The 18,824-nt window shown below is 47.9% G+C and carries 16 protein-coding genes; 6 read left to right on the forward strand and 10 right to left on the reverse strand.

What is annotated here, in order from left to right; genetic code table 11:
* Nucleotides 1–53: 53 nt before the first annotated feature.
* From COW15_RS17805 to nadK, 6 genes are all read right to left on the reverse strand, one after another.
* Nucleotides 54–623: an LUD domain-containing protein gene (locus COW15_RS17805; protein WP_293634567.1), complete on the reverse strand. Its 570-nt coding sequence runs from the start codon at nt 621–623 to the stop codon at nt 54–56.
* A 1-nt stretch (nt 624) separates the two neighbouring features.
* Nucleotides 625–2,019, reverse strand: a complete 1,395-nt coding sequence (locus COW15_RS17810; protein WP_293634569.1) for a lactate utilization protein B — start codon at nt 2,017–2,019, stop codon at nt 625–627.
* A gap of 10 nt (nt 2,020–2,029) precedes the next feature.
* Nucleotides 2,030–2,773 (reverse strand): (Fe-S)-binding protein, encoded by a 744-nt coding sequence (locus COW15_RS17815; protein WP_293634571.1) that lies wholly within the window; start codon nt 2,771–2,773, stop codon nt 2,030–2,032.
* Nucleotides 2,774–3,082: 309 nt separating this feature from the next.
* Entirely contained in the window at nt 3,083–5,887 is a 2,805-nt protein-coding gene (locus tag COW15_RS17820; RefSeq protein WP_293634573.1) for an FAD-binding and (Fe-S)-binding domain-containing protein, read from the reverse strand.
* Nucleotides 5,888–5,963: 76 nt separating this feature from the next.
* On the reverse strand, nt 5,964–7,607 hold the full coding sequence (locus tag COW15_RS17825; RefSeq protein ID WP_293634575.1) for an L-lactate permease: 1,644 nt from the start codon (nt 7,605–7,607) through the stop codon (nt 5,964–5,966).
* A 704-nt stretch (nt 7,608–8,311) separates the two neighbouring features.
* Complete coding sequence (gene nadK / locus COW15_RS17830; protein ID WP_293634577.1) at nt 8,312–9,190, reverse strand: NAD(+) kinase; 879 nt, start codon at nt 9,188–9,190, stop codon at nt 8,312–8,314.
* Nucleotides 9,191–9,289: 99 nt separating this feature from the next.
* Between nadK and grpE the strand changes: the two genes are divergently transcribed.
* Nucleotides 9,290–9,910 (forward strand): nucleotide exchange factor GrpE, encoded by a 621-nt coding sequence (grpE, locus tag COW15_RS17835; protein ID WP_293634579.1) that lies wholly within the window; start codon nt 9,290–9,292, stop codon nt 9,908–9,910.
* A 138-nt stretch (nt 9,911–10,048) separates the two neighbouring features.
* Here the strand turns inward: grpE and dxs are convergent, their stop codons facing one another.
* Genes dxs through xseB form a run of 3 tightly spaced genes read right to left on the reverse strand, consistent with a single transcriptional unit; the run spans nt 10,049 to nt 13,062 of the window.
* Entirely contained in the window at nt 10,049–11,917 is a 1,869-nt protein-coding gene (gene dxs / locus COW15_RS17840) for a 1-deoxy-D-xylulose-5-phosphate synthase (protein ID WP_293634581.1), read from the reverse strand.
* 21 nt (nt 11,918–11,938) lie between these two features.
* Entirely contained in the window at nt 11,939–12,820 is an 882-nt protein-coding gene (gene ispA / locus COW15_RS17845; RefSeq protein ID WP_293634583.1) for a (2E,6E)-farnesyl diphosphate synthase, read from the reverse strand.
* 2 nt (nt 12,821–12,822) lie between these two features.
* On the reverse strand, nt 12,823–13,062 hold the full coding sequence (gene xseB / locus COW15_RS17850; protein ID WP_293634585.1) for an exodeoxyribonuclease VII small subunit: 240 nt from the start codon (nt 13,060–13,062) through the stop codon (nt 12,823–12,825).
* Between the two features lie 310 nt (nt 13,063–13,372).
* On the opposite strand from xseB, the gene pomA reads away from it, so the two are divergent.
* The 3 genes from pomA to thiI all read left to right on the forward strand — a co-directional run bounded on the left by pomA (nt 13,373) and on the right by thiI (nt 16,731).
* Nucleotides 13,373–14,140: a flagellar motor protein PomA gene (gene pomA, locus COW15_RS17855; protein WP_007646582.1), complete on the forward strand. Its 768-nt coding sequence runs from the start codon at nt 13,373–13,375 to the stop codon at nt 14,138–14,140.
* A 3-nt stretch (nt 14,141–14,143) separates the two neighbouring features.
* Nucleotides 14,144–15,070, forward strand: coding sequence for a flagellar motor protein MotB (locus tag COW15_RS17860; protein ID WP_293634589.1), 927 nt, complete (start codon nt 14,144–14,146; stop codon nt 15,068–15,070).
* 203 nt (nt 15,071–15,273) lie between these two features.
* Nucleotides 15,274–16,731 carry a tRNA uracil 4-sulfurtransferase ThiI gene (gene thiI, locus COW15_RS17865; RefSeq protein WP_293634591.1) on the forward strand — a complete coding sequence of 486 codons (1,458 nt, stop codon included), beginning with the start codon at nt 15,274–15,276 and terminating at the stop codon, nt 16,729–16,731.
* Nucleotides 16,732–16,847: 116 nt separating this feature from the next.
* Here the strand turns inward: thiI and COW15_RS17870 are convergent, their stop codons facing one another.
* Complete coding sequence (locus COW15_RS17870) at nt 16,848–17,087, reverse strand: hypothetical protein (RefSeq protein WP_293634593.1); 240 nt, start codon at nt 17,085–17,087, stop codon at nt 16,848–16,850.
* A gap of 177 nt (nt 17,088–17,264) precedes the next feature.
* On the opposite strand from COW15_RS17870, the gene COW15_RS17875 reads away from it, so the two are divergent.
* Nucleotides 17,265–18,176, forward strand: coding sequence for a transcriptional regulator GcvA (locus tag COW15_RS17875; RefSeq protein ID WP_198782799.1), 912 nt, complete (start codon nt 17,265–17,267; stop codon nt 18,174–18,176).
* A complete protein-coding gene (locus COW15_RS17880) occupies nt 18,157–18,801 on the forward strand; it encodes an alpha/beta fold hydrolase (protein WP_293634596.1) in 645 nt (214 codons plus the stop codon). Before COW15_RS17875 ends, COW15_RS17880 begins: the two co-directional genes overlap by 20 nt.
* Nucleotides 18,802–18,824: the final 23 nt, after the last annotated feature.

Genomic DNA, 18,824 nt, shown 5'->3' on the forward strand with positions numbered 1-18,824 from the left:
GCTTTTGTGTTTCGATTGTCCCGTAACCTTTGCGTTTTCTGGGTTACGTGGTACTAGAGCAAATACACGTTCGAGCTGCAGGCGCCGTGGGCACCGACGACGAGGGCTTGTTCGATATCGGCGGTTTTTGATGGACCCGCGATAAACACCCCAAACTCACCTGAGGCTAAGGTGATTTCTTTAGCTGCCTGATGTAGGGTCGGCACAATCTTATTCGTTGGCAGGGCTAAGATAAGGTTTTCACAGATGAAAGGTGTCACTCTGTGGCCTAGATTCTTATTGTTAACCCAAATGGCTCCGTTTTCAGCAACGCCAATTTCGCCTGGGATTACCGCATAATCTATATCTTTAAGCTCGTGGGCTGTGGGTGGCATTTCACGGTTTGCTGTGACACCTTCTACAAGGGAGATGACCTGCAACCCTTGGGCGATAAGTTCATCCACTTTGGCTTGCAGGGCTTTGATGCCACCTTCTTTATGTAGTGTGCCCGCCACAGCATTGAGGTTAGTTTCGAACTGGCCGACGAGGTTTTCGAGCCTTGGCGCCACTTCTATGCTCGGCATTGGGTGATTCATTAAGGCCGACAGTTTGAGCGCATTGAGAATTTCAAGTTTACTAGACATCTTATAGGCTCCTGTGTTGCTTAAACCAAGCTTCGAAGCTGGAATTCGGGGCGACGGGCAGTTCACGGTATTTACCCCATGCACCGCTAAAGGGTTTCAATAGGCTACCCGGTAGAATGCGCAGTGCCGTTCTTGCCATGCTCATTGAACAATTGAGCATAGTCGGGCTTGCCATAAATTTACCGACTAATGGCATATAACCATTTTTACCGTAGGGAAGTTGTCCGGCTTCGGCCTTAAGGCGTCGGTGGTGGAAAATAATCTTATCGAGCGGTACTTTGGTCGGGCAGATATAAGTACAGCTGCCGCAGAGGGTACAGGCCCAGGCAATTGAGTTAGTGTCATCCAATTTGGCGCCGACGGCGATGCCGATAGGGCCTGGGATAGTGTAGTTGTAGCTATAACCGCCTGAACGACGATACACAGGGCAGGTATTGAGACAGCCACCACAACGAATACACTTCAATGATTCTGCGAGGATTTTATCCTTGAGCATCTCAGTGCGGCCATTGTCGACGATAATAATGTGCATCTCACCTTCGGGCTGTGGGCCACGGTAAAAGGCGCTATAAGTCGTGACAGGTTGACCGGTGGCATTGCGTGCCAGTGTGCGTAGCAAGACGGCGGCGCTATCGACATCGGGCACCACTTTGTCGATCCCCATTGAATGCAACTGCAACTTAGGCAGGTTAGCGCCCATGTCGGCGTTGCCTTCGTTCGTGCAAACTACCACGGCGCCTTTATCGGCAATCGCCATGTTCACGCCTGTCATCGCGGCATCGGCGCTAAGGAATTGTTGACGCAGGTGGGCACGGGCGGCGCGGGTTAAATACAAGGGATCGGATGCCCCCGCTTTAGTGCCGAGTTTCTCGTGGAAGAGGTCGCCGACTTCTTCTTTTTTCATATGGATAGCGGGCACGACTATGTGCGATGGCGGCATTTTGGCGAGCTGAATAATCCGCTCACCTAGGTCGGTATCTATCACTTCAATACCCCGTTGTTCTAAGTACGGGTTGAGGTGGCATTCCTCGGTCAGCATAGACTTCGACTTCACCAGCTTTTTCACTTTGTGGCTGGATAAAATGTCGTGAACGATACGGTTGTGCTCGGCGCCATCTCTGGCCCAATGCACTTTAATGCCGTTGGCTAGACAGTTTTGTTCAAATATTTCAAGGTATTGAGCAAGATTGGTTAGCGTGTGTAGCTTGATGTCAGAGCCAAGCTGACGCAGTTGTTCCCATTCTGGGATACTACCCGCGGCGCGGTCGCGTTTTTCCCTCAGTGTCCAGAGTGCCTTTGAATGCCAGTCGACACGGGTTTCGTCGCGGCAAAAAATATCGGCCTTATGGGCATGGACTTGTGAGCCAACCGCCCCGTGATTATGTTGATAAGCCATGGTCAGTCTCCTAGAGCGCGGCGTTAAGCACTTGCGCTATGTGGCGAATTTCAATCGGCAATTGCTGTCTGCGGATCATGCCATCGAGGTGTAATAGGCATGATGGGTCAAAACCGACCACATATTTAGCCCCAGTAGCCGCGTGGGCTTGTGCCTTATCTTTGCCCATTTTGGCTGAGACGGCACCCTCATCGACGGCGAACGTACCACCAAAGCCACAGCATTCATCACGGCGATCGGGATAAAGAATTTCGATGCCCGCAATCTTGGCTAATACGGCTTCGACTTTATTGAATCTTGGGCCCATTTGCTCGCTTGGCGTCGCAAGGCTCAACATGCGGATGCCGTGGCAACTGAGTTGCAGGCTGATTTTGTGGGCGAAGGGCTTGCGAAAGACGGGGATCGGTGCGATATCGTGTAAAAACTCGGTGAGTTCATAGAGCTTATCGATCACCGCTTGGGCTTCTGGGCTGCTATCAAACTCGTGGAAGTTTTCCTTTGCGGCCACTAAGCAAGAGGCGGCTGGACAAACAATGGCGTCGCATTCGACTCCCTTAAAAGCGTTGAGCAGTTTAAGGGTGGTACTGCGCGCTGCATCGAAGCAACCCGAGTTGGTCATAGGTTGGCCACAACAGGTTTGGCCCTCGGGAAGAATCACTTGGTGTCCAAGTTTTTCTAATAATTCCAAGGTGGCGATGGCGACATCTGGCATCATTTGATTAACGAGACACGGGATGAAAAGAGCTATTTTCATGGTGTTTTCTCTTTCTTGTTAGTGAACGACATTGCCTTGCACTGTGACCCCAAAGTCCACACAAATGCTAAGGTAGTTGATCAAATATAGGCTTATCTTAAGTAAATAAGTAGCGCTAATTTAGTAAATGATCCTGTTGATTTTTTCAAAAATGAGAATATTCTATGTTATTGATTTAGTTGGTTTTTATTTGAATTTATGACACTAAGTTTGAACGGTTTAAATTGTTTTTTAGCTATAAATGAGAATGATATCTTTTAGATATAAAAGCGGGCTAAATTAGCCCCGCTTTTATGCCTTTAACGAATATTAACGGGTACACTCTTCCAGCAGATAGGCTAAGTGGCGATAGGAAATACCACTGTGTTGGGTTAGGCCTACCTCACACATACGGTTAGCGTAATAGCCTTCCTTAATGTCCACCGGGATCAGCTTTTTAATATTACGCAGTGCACTGGCATTGATTTCGGGTTTGTATAATCCTTTTTCACCCGCGTAACCACAACAGTCAATCCCCGCAGGTTTGAGCACTTGAGTTGAGCAGGCATTGGCAATCGCCTGCATTTTTGGCTCGAGTTTCATCTTGCGAGCACTACAGCCTAAGTGAAGAGCCACATTGACTTTTTTGCTGATATTGAGCTTATCGAGTAGGTTGTCGTGCATAAATTCAACCAGGTCGATAATGTTAACTTTAGGGTTACCCGTTAATGTTCTGTAGGTGCAGCTTAATGCATCGACTAGTACGGGGAGTTTACCGCCGTTGGTCATTTTGCTGACCGCATCGATCAGTTCCTGACGTTTGGCATCGGCATTTTTAAAGTCACCCTTAGATTCCCACATTTGGCCACAGCAGAGATCGCGGGTTTTATCAGGCGTAATCACGTTATAGCCCGCGCGTTCCAGCAGCGTGACCACCACTTCTGGCAAAGTGCGGTTATCGGGATCTTTCGGCGTCGGGCCAAAGGTTCTGCCGCCACAAGCAGGGAAGTAGACCACAGTCTCTTGACCTGCTTTTGCTGGGGAGGGTTTTGGCAGTTTGCCGCCTTTGGGGAAATCCGGATTCCAATAGGGCACTTCTTTAGAAATTAAGCGGCCGGTTTTCATTAGCGCATTGGTAATGCCATCGCCGGTGATCCTGTGGATCACGCCGAGCATGTCAAAACCTGAGCTGATCACTTGGTTGACCGCGCCAAAATGTTTGGCTTGGAAATCTAAGACTTTTTGCTCAGTGGTGGTGATGTATGGCGTGCGCAACTTACGCACTAATTGGCCCATGCTGTTATCCACTGGACAGGCAATAGTACAAAGCTGACAGGCGGCGCAGGTATCAACCACATCGTACTTAGCGGCGGCGCGCATTTCGGCTGCGGCGGCTTTATCACCGGATTGCTCTAAACGCTCGATTTCTCGCAAAGTGGCGATACGCTGACGCGGCGAGAAGTTAAGCGCCGATGTTGGACAGGTTTTTTCGCAGAAACCACATTCGATGCACTTATCGACAAAATCATCGACCACAGGGCAGGGTTTGATGTTTTTAACGTGGACATTGCTATCGTCGTTGAGGATGACGCCGGGGTTTAAGATACCCTTAGGATCAAACACTTGCTTGATGCTTTTCATCAGAGTGTAGGCATCTTGCCCCCATTCTTTTTCGACGAACGGCGCCACAGCGCGCCCGGTACCATGCTCAGCCTTCATCGAACCGTCGTACTTATTAATCACCATATCGGCAATATCATCCATAAAGGCATGGAAACGGTCGATATCGGCTTGGGTAGAGAAAGTCGGCGTAATAATAAAGTGGAAGTTACCCGCTAGGGCATGGCCATAGATACAACCTTCAGGGTAGCCATGTTTATGGAAAAGCTCGGTAATATCGTGTGCTGCCGCCGCCAGATGCTCGAGTTCGAAGGCCACGTCTTCGATAATGACCGAGGTGCCCTTTGGCCGCTCGCCACCCACAATGGGAAATAATCCCTTACGCATAGCCCAATACTTGTCACAGACTGCTGGGTTAGTGCTAAATTCCATTGGACGAATAAAGTCAAAACCCGCAAGTTTTTGGGTGACATCTTGGGTATAAGCTTCGAGGGTTTGCGCGTCATCGGCACGGGATTCGATAAGCAAAATAGCGGATAATGCAGGCAATTCCGATAACCAGTCCGGCATGCCAGGCTTACCCGTTACCGCTTTGATGGATGGCCAGTCGAGGAGTTCCGCCGCAGCGACGCTCTCACCGTTGATCAATGGAATAGCGCGGGCGGCATCTTCCATATTGTGGAACACGGCCATGGCCGAGGCTTTAAATTTAGCCTCATTGACTGTGTTGTAGGTGACTTCGTTAATGAAGGCGAGAGTCCCTTCCATACCCACCATTAAATGATTAATGATGTCGAAGGGATCGCTAAAATCGAGTAACGAGTTGATACCATAGCCAGTAGTATTCTTGATGGAATATTTTTTACGAATACGCTCCGCCAATACCGCATTATGGCGAGTCATGTGTGACAGTTCTTTAATCGCATCGAGAAGTTTGCCGTGGGTTTTGGCAAACTCTGCCTTTGATTTCTCACAACCAGTATCGAGCTCTGTACCATCGACAAAAAGCAGCTTTGCTGAGGCGATCGTCTGGTAACTGTTTTGGGCCGTGCCGCAGCACATACCTGAAGCATTATTGGCGACAATACCGCCAATCTTAGCCGAGGCAATGGTCGCGGGATCTGGGCCTATCTTACGGTTAAGTGGCGCTAATACGGCATTGGCATCGGAACCAATGACAGCGGCGCCTAAGGTAATTTGTTTGGCGTCGCTACTGACTTCAATTTTTCTAAAACCATCATGACCGAGGATCAGCAGTATGCCCTCACCGATAGCTTGGCCCGATAAACTGGTGCCGGCCGCCCTAAAGGTCACGGGCGCATTATGCTTTCTGGCTACCGCTAAGGTCTGTTTAACTTGCTCTAGGGTTTCGGCATGTACTACGACTTCGGGGACGATTCTGAAGTAACTCGCATCGGTGGACCAAGCAAAACGACGGACGGGATCATCTGTGACAGGGTGGTCGCCTAATTGCACTCTTAGATCATCGATGACCAATTTATAGTTAATCGACATTACATTGCTCTCTTTATAAACTGACAGAAGTCGAAGTCACCGATCGTGACTTCGACTGCTCAATTAAATCAATGGATTAGAAACCGCCCCATAGGGTTGCAATGGTACCTGCCAGTAGGGCATAACCGATGGCAACTGGCATAGTCTTACGGATAATTTCTGATTCTCTACCCGCCATACCCACCACAGTAGCAGCGGCTACCACGTTCATTACACACATCATATTACCGGCGTTGGCACCTATACCTTGTAGTGCCAATATCACTGTGTGGTTCATGCCAACATTGTCAGCCACGCTGTATTGCAGACTGGAGAACATCATGTTCGAGAAAGTGGCTGAACCCGATAGGAAGGCACCAAAAATCCCCACGATAGGCGCGACCCATGCCCATACTGCACCCATTGACTGGCCCAGCATATCGGCGAGGGCAACTGGCATAGAGGCCAGACCTGCACCATTAGCACCCGAGTTTAAGAATATTTTCACCATAGGCACCGAAGCACCTAATGAAATAATGGTGGGTAACATGGACTTACATGAAACACCGACCGTTTGCTTAATCGCAGGGCTTTTCATTTTGAACAGGAAAAAACCGAGAATACACACGGCGACGAAGAAGGCGCCGGGGGCGTATAGTGTCGCGAAGCTGGCCTTAAGTTCCGTGCCCATTAAACCTGTCCAGCTGATATTGAAGCTTGATAACCAGGCTTTAAGCGGCATAACTGTACGAGATAACACCAACAGCGCAGCCATGATGATATAGGGTGTCCAAGCGGCAATTTGTGAAAATTTAGCCGTGGCTTCAACCTTGACTCCCTCTTGACTGTCATTTTCGGCAAAATCATTCCAAGGGGTTTTAGGGAGCAAATAACCTTTGCGCGCAACTGGGATCACCAGTGCCATACCGATTAATGCACCGATAACCGCTGGGAATTCAGGGCCTGCGAGGTAGTTGATGATCCATGCGGGGACAGTAAAAGCAAGACCTGCAAAAATCGCAAATTTCCAAATGGCTAAGCCTTCCTTAAAGGATTTATTGCGACCAAAGAATCCGGTCAGCATAGTCACCATAACCAGAGGGATTAATGAACCTGTGATTAAGTCAATAGTGATCATATGCATGACGATATATTGCGCGTAACCAGCATAGTTACCGCCATGTGCTGCAAATTGCTCCGCAGCCATGCTTACGCCACCTTGGATCAGACCCTGTTCCATCCCAAAGAGCACAGGTAAACCAATCGCTCCAAATGATACGCAGGCTGAGTCTGCAATCAAAGCCACCACGGCGGCGGCAACGGGGGGAACCCCAAGTAATACTAGCAGTGGCGCGCCAATCGCGGCTGGTGTGCCAAAACCGGCACTACCTTCGATAAAGGCGCCAAACAACCAACAAATGATAATGACCTGCACCCGGGCATCGGCACTGATGTTAGTAAAGCCCGCACGGATGGTATCCATCGCACCCGAGTATTTCAGGGTATTGAGCAGGAATACCGCGCCGAAGATGATAGTTAATGGGGTGATGGCTGATAGCAGTCCTTCTAGGACCGATGCGGCCAGCAGTGTAGTGTCCATTTGCCATATAAACACGGCGGCGAGTGCTGTGACTACCATGGATATGGGCATAGCCTTAGATGCGGGCATTCTGAGTAACACTAAAAATAGCATTACGCTGAGCACTGGCGTCAAGCTGGCGAGGAGTTGAAGTATTGTCATGCTTGCCTCTTCATAAAGTGGTCTGTCTTTTTATTAAAATACTAGGATTGTGCATCTACCTTAATGTCGACTTCCCAGACCTCATATCAGCAGTTTTCACTGAAAATATTAATGGTCACGACATTCTGTGGTGTGTACTAGACGCTATTTGGTGCTCGACTAATATGATCTAGATCATTTTGGCTGCTATATGAAATGCTAATTTACAGGGCTGCGGGGTGCTTCTCTCATGGGATTTTCCTATCTGTGATCGAGATCACTAGATGTAACTATGGCATATCAATTTTGCTTATATATGTTTCAATAAATCGATATTAAAGTTATTAAAAGTGCGCTTTTAGGTGGGGTGACGCCTCAGAATTGCAATTAACTGATCCATTTATTTCATTAATGAGCACTTATTGGACTTTTAACACATTTTAAAGATGTGATTAAGGTCGCATAAGTTAGCGAGAGTAATAAATAATAATATTAGTGAATTAATTATTTTGTTGATATTTAAAGAGTATTTTCTGATTTATGCGGCTTTTAGCGCGTGATATAGATCACGTTTGTATTGGATGTTAAATCTAGCGTGACTAAGATCACTTAATGAAATTAAGTTAATTGTGTAATTTTATTTCCGATAATTAAGTGGTTTACATAAAAAACCGTAAAAAAAAGCGCTAGTGATTTTATCGAGGGGTGAGTCGATAGGACTCGTATTAGAACAATTTACTGCCCCAACCTAATTTAGTGCGTAAAACATGGAAATAATTATGCCCCTTAGGGTGGATAAGCCGTAATTGTTCTGAGCTACGACGTACGATAATTTCATCGCCCGGTAACACGGCCAAATGCACATGACCATCACAGCTGACCTCGAGGTTCTCGCCATTTTCCGGCGACACCACCATCTTAATTGTACTGCAGGCATCGACCACAATTGGGCGGCACGACAAAGTGTGCGGGAACATAGGTACTAAGATCAGCGCTTGCAAATTCGGTGTTAGAATCGCGCCACCAGCGGAGAGGGCATAGGCTGTCGATCCAGTAGGCGTTGACACTATCATGCCATCGGCGCGCTGACTGTACATAAATTGATCGTCAATATAGACTTCAAATTCAATCATATGGGCGATTTTACCCGGATGTAACACCGCTTCATTGACCGCGGTATTGCTCGCCTTGAGCATGCCGTGGCGATAGACTTCCGCCTCGAGTAAGAATCTGTGCTCGGTTGCAAATTCACCATCAAGCACTTTAGCGAGCGCTTCTTCGAAGGCATCGGGTGGTAAATCCGTTAAAAAGCCTAAATTGCCGCGGTTGACACCGATCACGCCCACATCGAAACGGGCCAATACCCGAGCGGCCCCTAACATATTACCATCACCACCGACGACTATGGCTAAATCACAGCGCTCACCAATCTCCAGCAAATCTACCGCTTCAATATTGGCACCTAATTCGGTGGCAACTCGCTCTTCGGCTAACACTTCATAGCCTTGCATCGTCAGCCAATGGTGCAGACGTTTTAAGGTTTGGTTAGTCCCTTGATGATGCGGTTTGCCGATAAGGCCAATGGTATGGAACTTTGTGGTCATATTTATGCTAGATCTGGCCTTAGGCCTTGAAACGTCAAAATTGATCCCCATAATATGCCCAGAGTATTTAGAAACAAAGCATTTTTAGCTGGAGTGAAAATGAGCAACGAGTCGATTAAAGCAGAACAGGATCTGATCCAAGAGGGTGTAGAGTCTGAAGTCTCTACCGAAGAAGCGAGTCTGATTGACGAGCTTACCCAAGCCAATTTCCGTATTGAAGAGCTGGAACAGTTACTCGCTGACGCTTTGGCGAAAGTTGAAGAACAGAAAGATTCAGTGATACGTGCCGCAGCCGAAGTGGATAACATTCGTCGCCGTGCCGCAATGGATGTGGAGAAGGCAAACAAATTCGCACTGGAGAAGTTTGCCAATGAACTCTTACCCGTGTTGGACAACATGGAACGCGCTCTACAGGGCACAAATCCGCAGGATGAAGCGACCAAAGCCATCTATGAGGGAGTGGAGCTAACCCAAAAAGGTTTATTAACCTCCGTGGCTAAATTTGGGGTTAAACCTATCGATCCCCAAGGTCAAGCGTTCAATCCCGATCAACATCAAGCGATTGGCATGCAGCCAAGTGCCGAATTTCCGGCGAATACTGTGATGTTAGTGATGCAAAAGGGTTATGAGCTGAATAGTCGCTTGCTACGTCCTGCCATGGTAATGGTGTCACAGGGTGGCCCAAACCAAGAAAGTGCGACGATTGATATTGAGGCTTAGGCGATATTGAAGCCTAGGTTTTGCTGAAATAGATAATATAAAAAGGGCTGCTAATGCAGTCCTTTTTACTTTGCGATTTTACTAGCAGCTAGTTAGCAACTTATTCCGTCATTAAGAGGGAGCAAGCTCCCATCACACTTAATTGGCGAGATAGGCATTAATCTGCGCTAACATGCCTTCGGCATCGAGTTGTAAGTCGTGGATCACTTCTTCTGGCGAACCATGTTTAATAAACTCATCGGGCAGGCCAATTTGCAGCACAGCTTTAGGCATTTTAAGTTTCTGTAAAAGCTCTAATACTCCAGAGCCAGCGCCGCCCATAATGGCGTTTTCTTCCACAGTGACCAGCACATCGTGGGTTTGCGCCATCTCTTTGACTAAATTCACATCCAGCGGTTTCACAAAGCGCATATCGACCACAGTGGCATCTAAATCTTCAGCCGCCGATAATGCCGCCGCTAAAGTGGTACCAAAGTTGAGTATGGCAATACGCTTGCCGATACGCTTAATTTCCCCTTTGCCAATAGGCAGTGCCGTCATCGCCTCGACCTGCGTGGCTCCTGTCGCGCTGCCCCTTGGATAGCGAACCGCACTTGGGCCAGCATCGTAGCAATAACCGGTATACAGCATCTGACGACATTCATTTTCATCCGATGGCGCCATAATCACCATATTCGGGATGCAGCGCATAAAGCTTAAATCGAACGCACCTTGGTGGGTTGGGCCGTCGGCACCGACAATACCGCCGCGATCAATAGCGAATAAAACGGGCAATCGTTGCAGGGCAACATCGTGGATCAACTGATCATAGGCCCGTTGCAGGAAGGTCGAGTAAATCGCCACCACAGGTTTATAACCTTCACAGGCAAAGCCTGCGCCGAGTGTCACCGCGTGTTGCTCGGCAATGGCTGCATCGAAATACTGTTTCGGGAAGCGCTGGGAAAACTCCACCATGCCCGAACCTTCACGCATGGCAGGGGTAATACCGAGCACTTTCTCATCCTGCTCGGCGATATCGCACAACCACTTGCCAAATACCTGGGAAAAGGTCGGTAGCCCAGGCTTAGTCGCGGGTTTTTTAAACTGTGAAGGGTCAAACTTAGGCACGGCGTGCCAGCCGATGGGGTCTTTTTCTGCTGGTTCATAACCACGACCTTTTTTGGTCATGATATGCAGTACCTGTGGGCCCTTGAGATTACGCATATTGCGCAGGGTCTCGACCAAAGCCTCCACATCGTGGCCATCAATGGGGCCTATATAGTTGAAGCCTAATTCTTCGAAGAGGGTACCAGGTACAACCATACCCTTGAGGTGTTCTTCGGTGCGTTTGGCCATTTCTTTGATGACGGGCATACCCTTGAGCACTTTTTTGCCGCCTTCGCGCAGAGTGGTATATAAGCGCCCCGACATCAGTTGGGCTAAATGGTTGTTTAAGGCGCCGACATTTTCAGAAATTGACATTTCATTGTCGTTCAGTACCACCAGCATATCGTTGTGTAGATCGCCCGCGTGGTTCATGGCCTCGAACACCATGCCGCCTGTCATAGCGCCATCACCAATCACGGCAACGACTTTGCGCCCCGCTTGTTCTTTCTCTGCGGCAACGGCCATCGCCAGCGCGGCGCTGATCGACGTCCCCGAATGCCCCACGCTGAAGGTGTCGTATTCACTTTCTTCACGCCAAGGGAAGGGGTGCAAACCATTTTTTTGCCTGATGGTATGCATTTTATCCCGGCGACCGGTGAGAATTTTATGGGGATAGGCTTGATGGCCTACATCCCAAATTAAACGATCGAATGGGGTGTTGTAGACATAATGCACGGCAACGGTTAATTCGACCGTACCTAGGCCAGAGGCAAAATGTCCACTGGACATGCCGACAGACTTAAGAAGGAACTCCCGTAATTCATCGGCTACCTGTGGTAATAGGGCCTGAGGAAGTTGGCGGAGTTCATTAGGAGTATTGGCCTGTGCCAATACGGGAAACTGAGAAATGTCCAAACTCATAGCGAGATACTTCGTCTCTTATTATATTCTTCGCTCAATAATATAGCGGGCGAAGTCTGCAATTAACTGGCTATTGTATGGCAATTTAGCCAGCGCTGATAGTGCCTCTTGGATCAGTTGCGCTGCGGTGTCTTTAGCACCTTGTAGTCCAAGCAGTTGCGGAAAAGTACTCTTATTCGATTCTGCGTCCGAGCCCTGGGGCTTGCCGAGTTCTTCCGTGGTGGCAATAATATCCAGAATATCGTCCTGCACTTGGAAGGCAAGCCCTACCGCATGGGCAAATTCCATCATAGCCTGATATTGATCTTTAGGCGCATTGGCGGCAATCAAGGCTAACTCAACGGCGCAACTGATAAGTGCACCCGTTTTCATATTGTGTAGCTGAGTTAAGGCCATAAGATCAATTTTTTTATCGGTTGAGGCTAAGTCTATCGCTTGGCCGCCACACATACCCCGATACCCCGATGCTTTTGCCAATGCCCGGACCATAGCGATATGTTGCTCGTTGCTGATACTCGGAACCGCTTCAGTAACAATTTCAAAGGCTAAGGTTTGCAGCGCATCCCCGGCAAGAATTGCGGTAGCTTCATCGAAGGCGATATGCACTGTGGGTTGACCGCGGCGAAGGGCATCATCATCCATGGCGGGTAAATCGTCATGGATTAAGGAATAGGCATGGATGCACTCAATGGCTGCGGCGCAGGCATCTAATTTTTCAAGCTCGACCCCAAACATCTGCCCAACACTGTAAACAAGAAAGGGGCGGATCCGTTTACCGCCAAGGAGTGCGCCATGGATCATGGCGGCCTTTAATTGAGGGGCGGTATCTTCGAGTGTACTAAAACGCTGTTTTAATTGGTTATCAACCCGTAGTTGATATGTTTGTATGGCACTGACTAACACGCTTATTCACCCTCAATGACATAGGGGGAGAGGGGCGCATTTTCATCCGGCTTCAGTAAAATGGCCACTTTTTGTTGGGCTTGTTCGAGCTTAGCTTGGCTATTACGCACGAGATTAATACCGCGTTCAAATTGTTTTAACGCGTCATCGAGGGAGACGTCGCCCTGTTCTAACTCGGCCACAATGCGTTCGAGTTCAGCTAGGGATTCTTCAAAACTAAGGTTTTCGGGTTTCTTCGCCACGTTAATAATTCCTTTGAAAGAGCGGACACAAGGTATATCAGGGCGGCGCAAGGGTCAAATTCAGACGGCGGATATTTGCTCAATAGCACGCTTTGTTGCTGAATTTTTTTCAGAAAATATAAATAGTCGCTAAACTTGCTTAGTGCTTGTCCGATAACTGACAATAGGATAACCGCGTTTTAGATGATTTTTGCATAACTGATAAGGCTCACGTAAATACCGCAGTGTTATGTTAACGCAAATAACACGAGTGTAATTTTACTCATAGAGTCAGTATGATGTTGTTTATACCCAATATTGAGGAGCCGTTGTGGATTTAGCTACATTAATTGGATTAGTGGGAGCCTTTGGTTTTATCCTTTGGGCGATGGCGACCAGCGGCGGTTTGATGATCTTCATTGACGTGCCTTCGATTTTTATCGTATTTGGTGGTTCTTTCTTCGTTGTGATGATGAAGTTCAATCTCAAACAGTTTTTCGGTGCGGTTAAAATCGCGATGAAAGCTTTTATGTTTAAGATTGATAAGCCAGATGATCTTATCGAACAATCCGTGACTATGGCCGATGCCGCCCGTAAAGGCGGTTTTCTCGCGCTAGAAGAAGCGCAAATTACCAATAGTTTTATGCAAAAAGCCGTCGATATGCTGGTTGATGGCCATGACGGCGAAGTGGTGCGAGCCGCTCTCGAAAAAGACATCGCTTTAACCGAAGAGCGCCACCGTAATGGTATCGCCATTTTCAGAGCTTTTGGGGATGTTGGCCCTGCGATGGGGATGATAGGTACACTCGTCGGTTTAGTGGCAATGCTATCGAATATGTCTGACCCTAAATCCATTGGCCCTTCGATGGCGGTGGCTCTGTTAACCACGCTATATGGTGCAGTGGTTGCCAACATGGTGTGTATTCCCATCGCCGATAAACTCACCCTGCGTATGGGCGAAGAAATGCTGAACCGCAATTTGATCATGGATGCGGTGTTGGCTATTCAAGATGGACAAAACCCACGGGTAATTGAAGGTTTCTTGAAAAACTACCTAGCTGAAAAACAGCGGAAAGTCGATACAACGGACGGAGAGTAGCCGATGGCTAAGGCTAAGTGCAATTGTCCACCGCCGGGAGCCCCGCTCTGGTTGGCAACATTTGCCGACTTAATGTCGCTGTTGATGTGCTTTTTCGTGCTGCTGCTATCGTTTTCTGAAATGGATGTGATGAAGTTTAAGCAGATCGCAGGCTCGATGAAATATGCGTTTGGGGTACAGAACAAGGTCGAAGTGAAAGATATTCCTAAGGGGACATCGGTAATTGCACTGGAGTTTAGGCCTGGCCGTCCCGATCCCACCCCGATTGAAATTATCAACCAACAAACCAATGAAATGACCGAGCCTGTCTTGGATTACCAAGCGGGTGAAGACGATAGCGCCGGTGGTGTACAGCAACAGAGTGGCTCCCAAAGGGGAGGCGAGGCGAGTGCTACGGCCCAGGAAACCGCCGATGCAGTCAAAGCTGAAGCCGCCGCTGCCCAGGATAAGATCAATCAGCAAGTGAAAAAAATGGCCCAGGAGCTTAATAAAGAGATCACCGATGGTGCGATTGAGATTGAGTCTTTAGGCCAACAGATTATTATCCGGATCCGCGAGAAAGGCTCATTTGCCTCAGGTTCTGGCTTCCTTCAGCCCAAATTTAAACCTGTGGTTTATGCCGTGGGTGAGTTGTTAAAAGATGTGCCAGGGATCATTACCGTATCGGGTTACACCGATGATATGCAAATAAGTGATGAGCTTTATAGCTCTAACTGGGATCTCTCTAGCAAGCGTGCCGTTGCCGTTGCCAGTGTGTTATTGCAGGTCAAAGGTTTTGATCCTAAACGGATGAAAGTGGTAGGTATGGCATCTAACAACCCCATAGTGCCAAATAATTCAGCGGAGAACCGGGCCCGTAACCGCCGAGTGGAAATTGCTATTGAGCAAGGCAAGGCAAAAGAATCTCAAGAAATTCAGGTGGATAAATAGAATTAGTTTCGCCAATATCAAGCCGTGATACCTTCGCGGCTTTTTTTTACCGTCCTTTGCCTATCCGTTTACTTGTGCATAAACGCACACCCTGTGCCGCTTGAGAATGGAAACAGGTGCGCCAATCGCGGTGAGTTTGTTATAATCCTCCGATTATTATTTTAACCAATTTTGCTGTATTCAAAATTGCCCGCGGAAATCCCATGAAGTTTATTGTAAAGCTATACCCAGAAATCATGATGAAGAGCAAACCAGTACGGATGCGCTTCACCAAAATGCTCGAAACCAACATCCGTAATGTGCTCAAAAAAGTTGATGAAGATGCCAAAGTGCAGCGTCAATGGGACCGTATTATGGTGATGGTACCTAAGGATAAACCTGAGTTAGCGCAGGCCTTTGGTGAGCGCTTGGCATGTATCCCTGGTATTGCCCATGTCGTTCAGGTTGATGAGTATAGTTTTACCTCTGTGGATGATATTTATCAGCAAGTGCTGCCCGTTTACCGTGAGCAAATTGCCGGTAAAACCTTTTGTGTGCGGGTGAAGCGCACCGGTGACCATGATTTTAACTCCATCGAAGTTGAACGTTATGTGGGCGGCGGTTTAAATCAATTTACCGATGCATTGGGCGTACGTTTAAAAAATCCTGAAGTGACGGTCAATCTTGAGATTGAACGCGATAAACTTTACATGGTGACTAAACGCATCGAAGGTTTAGGTGGTTTCCCTATGGCAACCCAAGAAGATGTGTTGTCCTTGATTTCTGGCGGCTTTGACTCGGGCGTTTCCAGCTATCAATTTATCAAGAAGGGTGCTCGCACCCATTACTGCTTCTTTAATTTAGGCGGCGCGCAGCACGAAATTGGCGTAAAACAGGTTGCGTATCATTTGTGGAAAACCTACGGTGAATCCCACAAGGTGAAATTTATTTCTGTGCCCTTCGAACCTGTGGTCGCCGAGATTTTAGAGAAAATCGATAATGGTCAAATGGGTGTCGTGCTCAAACGTATGATGATGCGCACCGCGGCGCGCATCGCCGATCGTATGGGCATCCAAGCTTTAGTCACGGGCGAAAGCCTAGGCCAAGTATCGAGCCAAACCCTAACAAACCTTAATGTGATCGACCGTTGTACCGAACTGCTCATTCTTCGTCCCTTGATTGCTATGGATAAGCAGGACATTATCAATGAGAGTCGCAGAATTGGTACTGAAGATTTTGCTAAATCCATGCCGGAATACTGCGGCGTGATTTCGCAAAAGCCGACAGTGAAGGCGGTACTGGCGAAGGTTGAGGCCGAAGAACAGAAATTTTCGGCGGATCTGATCGATCAGATTGTTGCGCAGGCCGTCGTTATCGATATTAGGGAGATTGCAGAGCAAATGGATACTCGGATAACAGAAACGGAAACCGTGGTTGCCATCGACGATACCAATGAGGTTGTGATTGATATCCGCGCTCCAGAGGAAGAGGAAAATAAACCGCTTCAAATCGAAGGGGTTGAGATTAAACGCATTCCATTCTTCAAGTTGGCGACTCAGTTTGCCGACCTCGACAAACAGAAAACCTATTTGCTGTATTGTGAACGTGGGGTGATGAGTAAATTGCAGGCGCTGTATTTAATCGAGCAAGGCTACACTAACGTCAAAGTCTACCGTCCATAGGTAAAGACCACTAATCGCTTGATTGATAAGCGTCTTTGGTGAATGTAAAAACGAAAAAGCCGCAATATTTGCGGCTTTCTTGTTAAACATGCCCGCCTAGTTGCTACAGGGTTAGATTATTGCTCTACTTTTACCACTTGCTGGCTTGGAACTTTGCCTTCTTCTGCAATCAGTATGGTCGGAGCTTGTAACTCTTCCTGCTGCATCTTATCCATGGCTGCGGTTAAGTCGGCATTGATACTTGCCTGTAAGTCTGTGGTATCGATGACGATTTCGTCAACGAGTACATTGGCATTGACATTAACACTGAGTGCTGAGACTAACATTAACGCAAATGCAGATTTTAAATTGAACATAGTCGCCTCCGGGCTGACAAAATAACGCTGTCAGACATTCCCATTATCGTTGTCGAGATTGTCCAACCTAGGTGTTTCATTGGCGCAAAATTTAACCAAAAACGCTGGCCTTTACAAACGATTAAATGTAACAATACGGATTAGAAAAACTAATTAAAAATTGAGATAGAGATCACTATGTCAAGACGATTACCACCACTTAATGCGGTTAAAGCATTTGAAGCCGCCGCACGGCACTTGAGCTTTACTCGTGCGGCTGAAGAACTGTTTGTGACTCAGGCTGCAGTGAGCCATCAAATTAAGGCGTTGGAAGACTTTCTCGGATTAAAATTATTTCGCCGAAAAAACCGTTCTTTGCTGTTGACCGAAGAGGGGCAGAGTTATTTTCTCGATATTAAAGATATCTTCACCCAATTGGCCGACGCCACCGACAGACTTTTAGCCCGCAGTGCCATTGGTTCATTGACTGTGAGTATGTCTCCGAGTTTTGCTATCCAGTGGTTGGTGCCACGTTTGGCTAAGTTTAGTGAAAAAAATCCCGATATTGACGTGCGGATTAAAGCCGTTGATACCGAGGCCAGCTCTTTGACCGATGATGTGGATGTGGCGATTTACTACGGTTTAGGTAATTGGCCAGGCTTACGGGCCGACAAGCTACGTAATGAAGTGCTTATCCCTGTATGCTCGCCTATGTTACTCAATGGACCTAAGCCGCTTTCAAAGCCGGAAGATTTAAAATATCACACCCTGCTGCACGATATGAGCCGCCACGACTGGCAGGCATGGTTTAGGCAATGTGGCATTAACGATATCAATGTGAACCAAGGGCCGATTTTTAGTCATTCCTCCCTCGTATTGCAGGCGGCGGCCCATGGCCAAGGCGTGGCGTTAGGGTACAGTGTGCTCGCTCGCCCTGACATCAAAGCGGGGCGACTTGTGTGTCCATTTCAAGAAGTGTTAGTCAGTAAAGACGCTTACTATCTAGTGTGCCAGCAAAATCATGCGGAGCTGGGAAAGGTCGTCGCATTTCGTGAATGGATGTTAGATATGTTTGCCGAGGAGTCCCGTAGTGAGTTGTTGCCAGGATAATCCCGTATATTTGATTGAAGGCGCGCCAAGTGACACATTGATTTTATTGGCCCATGGCGCTGGGGCCAACCGGGATTCTGAATTTATGCGCTCGATGGCGTCAGGATTGGTGGCCAAGGGCTACCAAGTCATGCGCTTTAATTTCCCCTATATGCAAGCCAATGCGGCCGATGGCAAGAGGCGTCCTCCCGATAGGGCGCCTAAACTGCTCGCTTGCTTTGCAGAAATGCTCGAACTAGCACATGCAGAGCCGCAGGTAAAACGCGTGGTATTGATGGGCAAATCCATGGGCGGTCGTATGGCGGCGCTACTGGCCTGCGACACTCGCCTTGCAAGTCGGATCGACAGGGTGATTTGTTTAGGTTATCCCTTTATTCCCCTTAATGGCGGCGAGCCGAGATTGGCACCACTAAATGAATGCCAAGTCCCGGTGCTCGTGTTACAGGGCGAGCGGGATAAGTTTGGGAATAAAACCCAAATACCCACTTGGCCACTGAACGATACTATCCAGTTCGGCTGGTTACCCGACGGCGATCATAGTTTTGTCCCAAGAAAATCGTCAGGCACCACTGAAGCGGCTAACCTTGCACGTGCCATTGGTTTATCTAGCGATTTTATTGGTTAGCTTAATGTTGAGCGAATGAATGT

The organism is Shewanella sp. CG12_big_fil_rev_8_21_14_0_65_47_15 (assembly GCF_002783505.1).
In the GTDB taxonomy this organism is placed as follows: Bacteria; Pseudomonadota; Gammaproteobacteria; order Enterobacterales; family Shewanellaceae; genus Shewanella.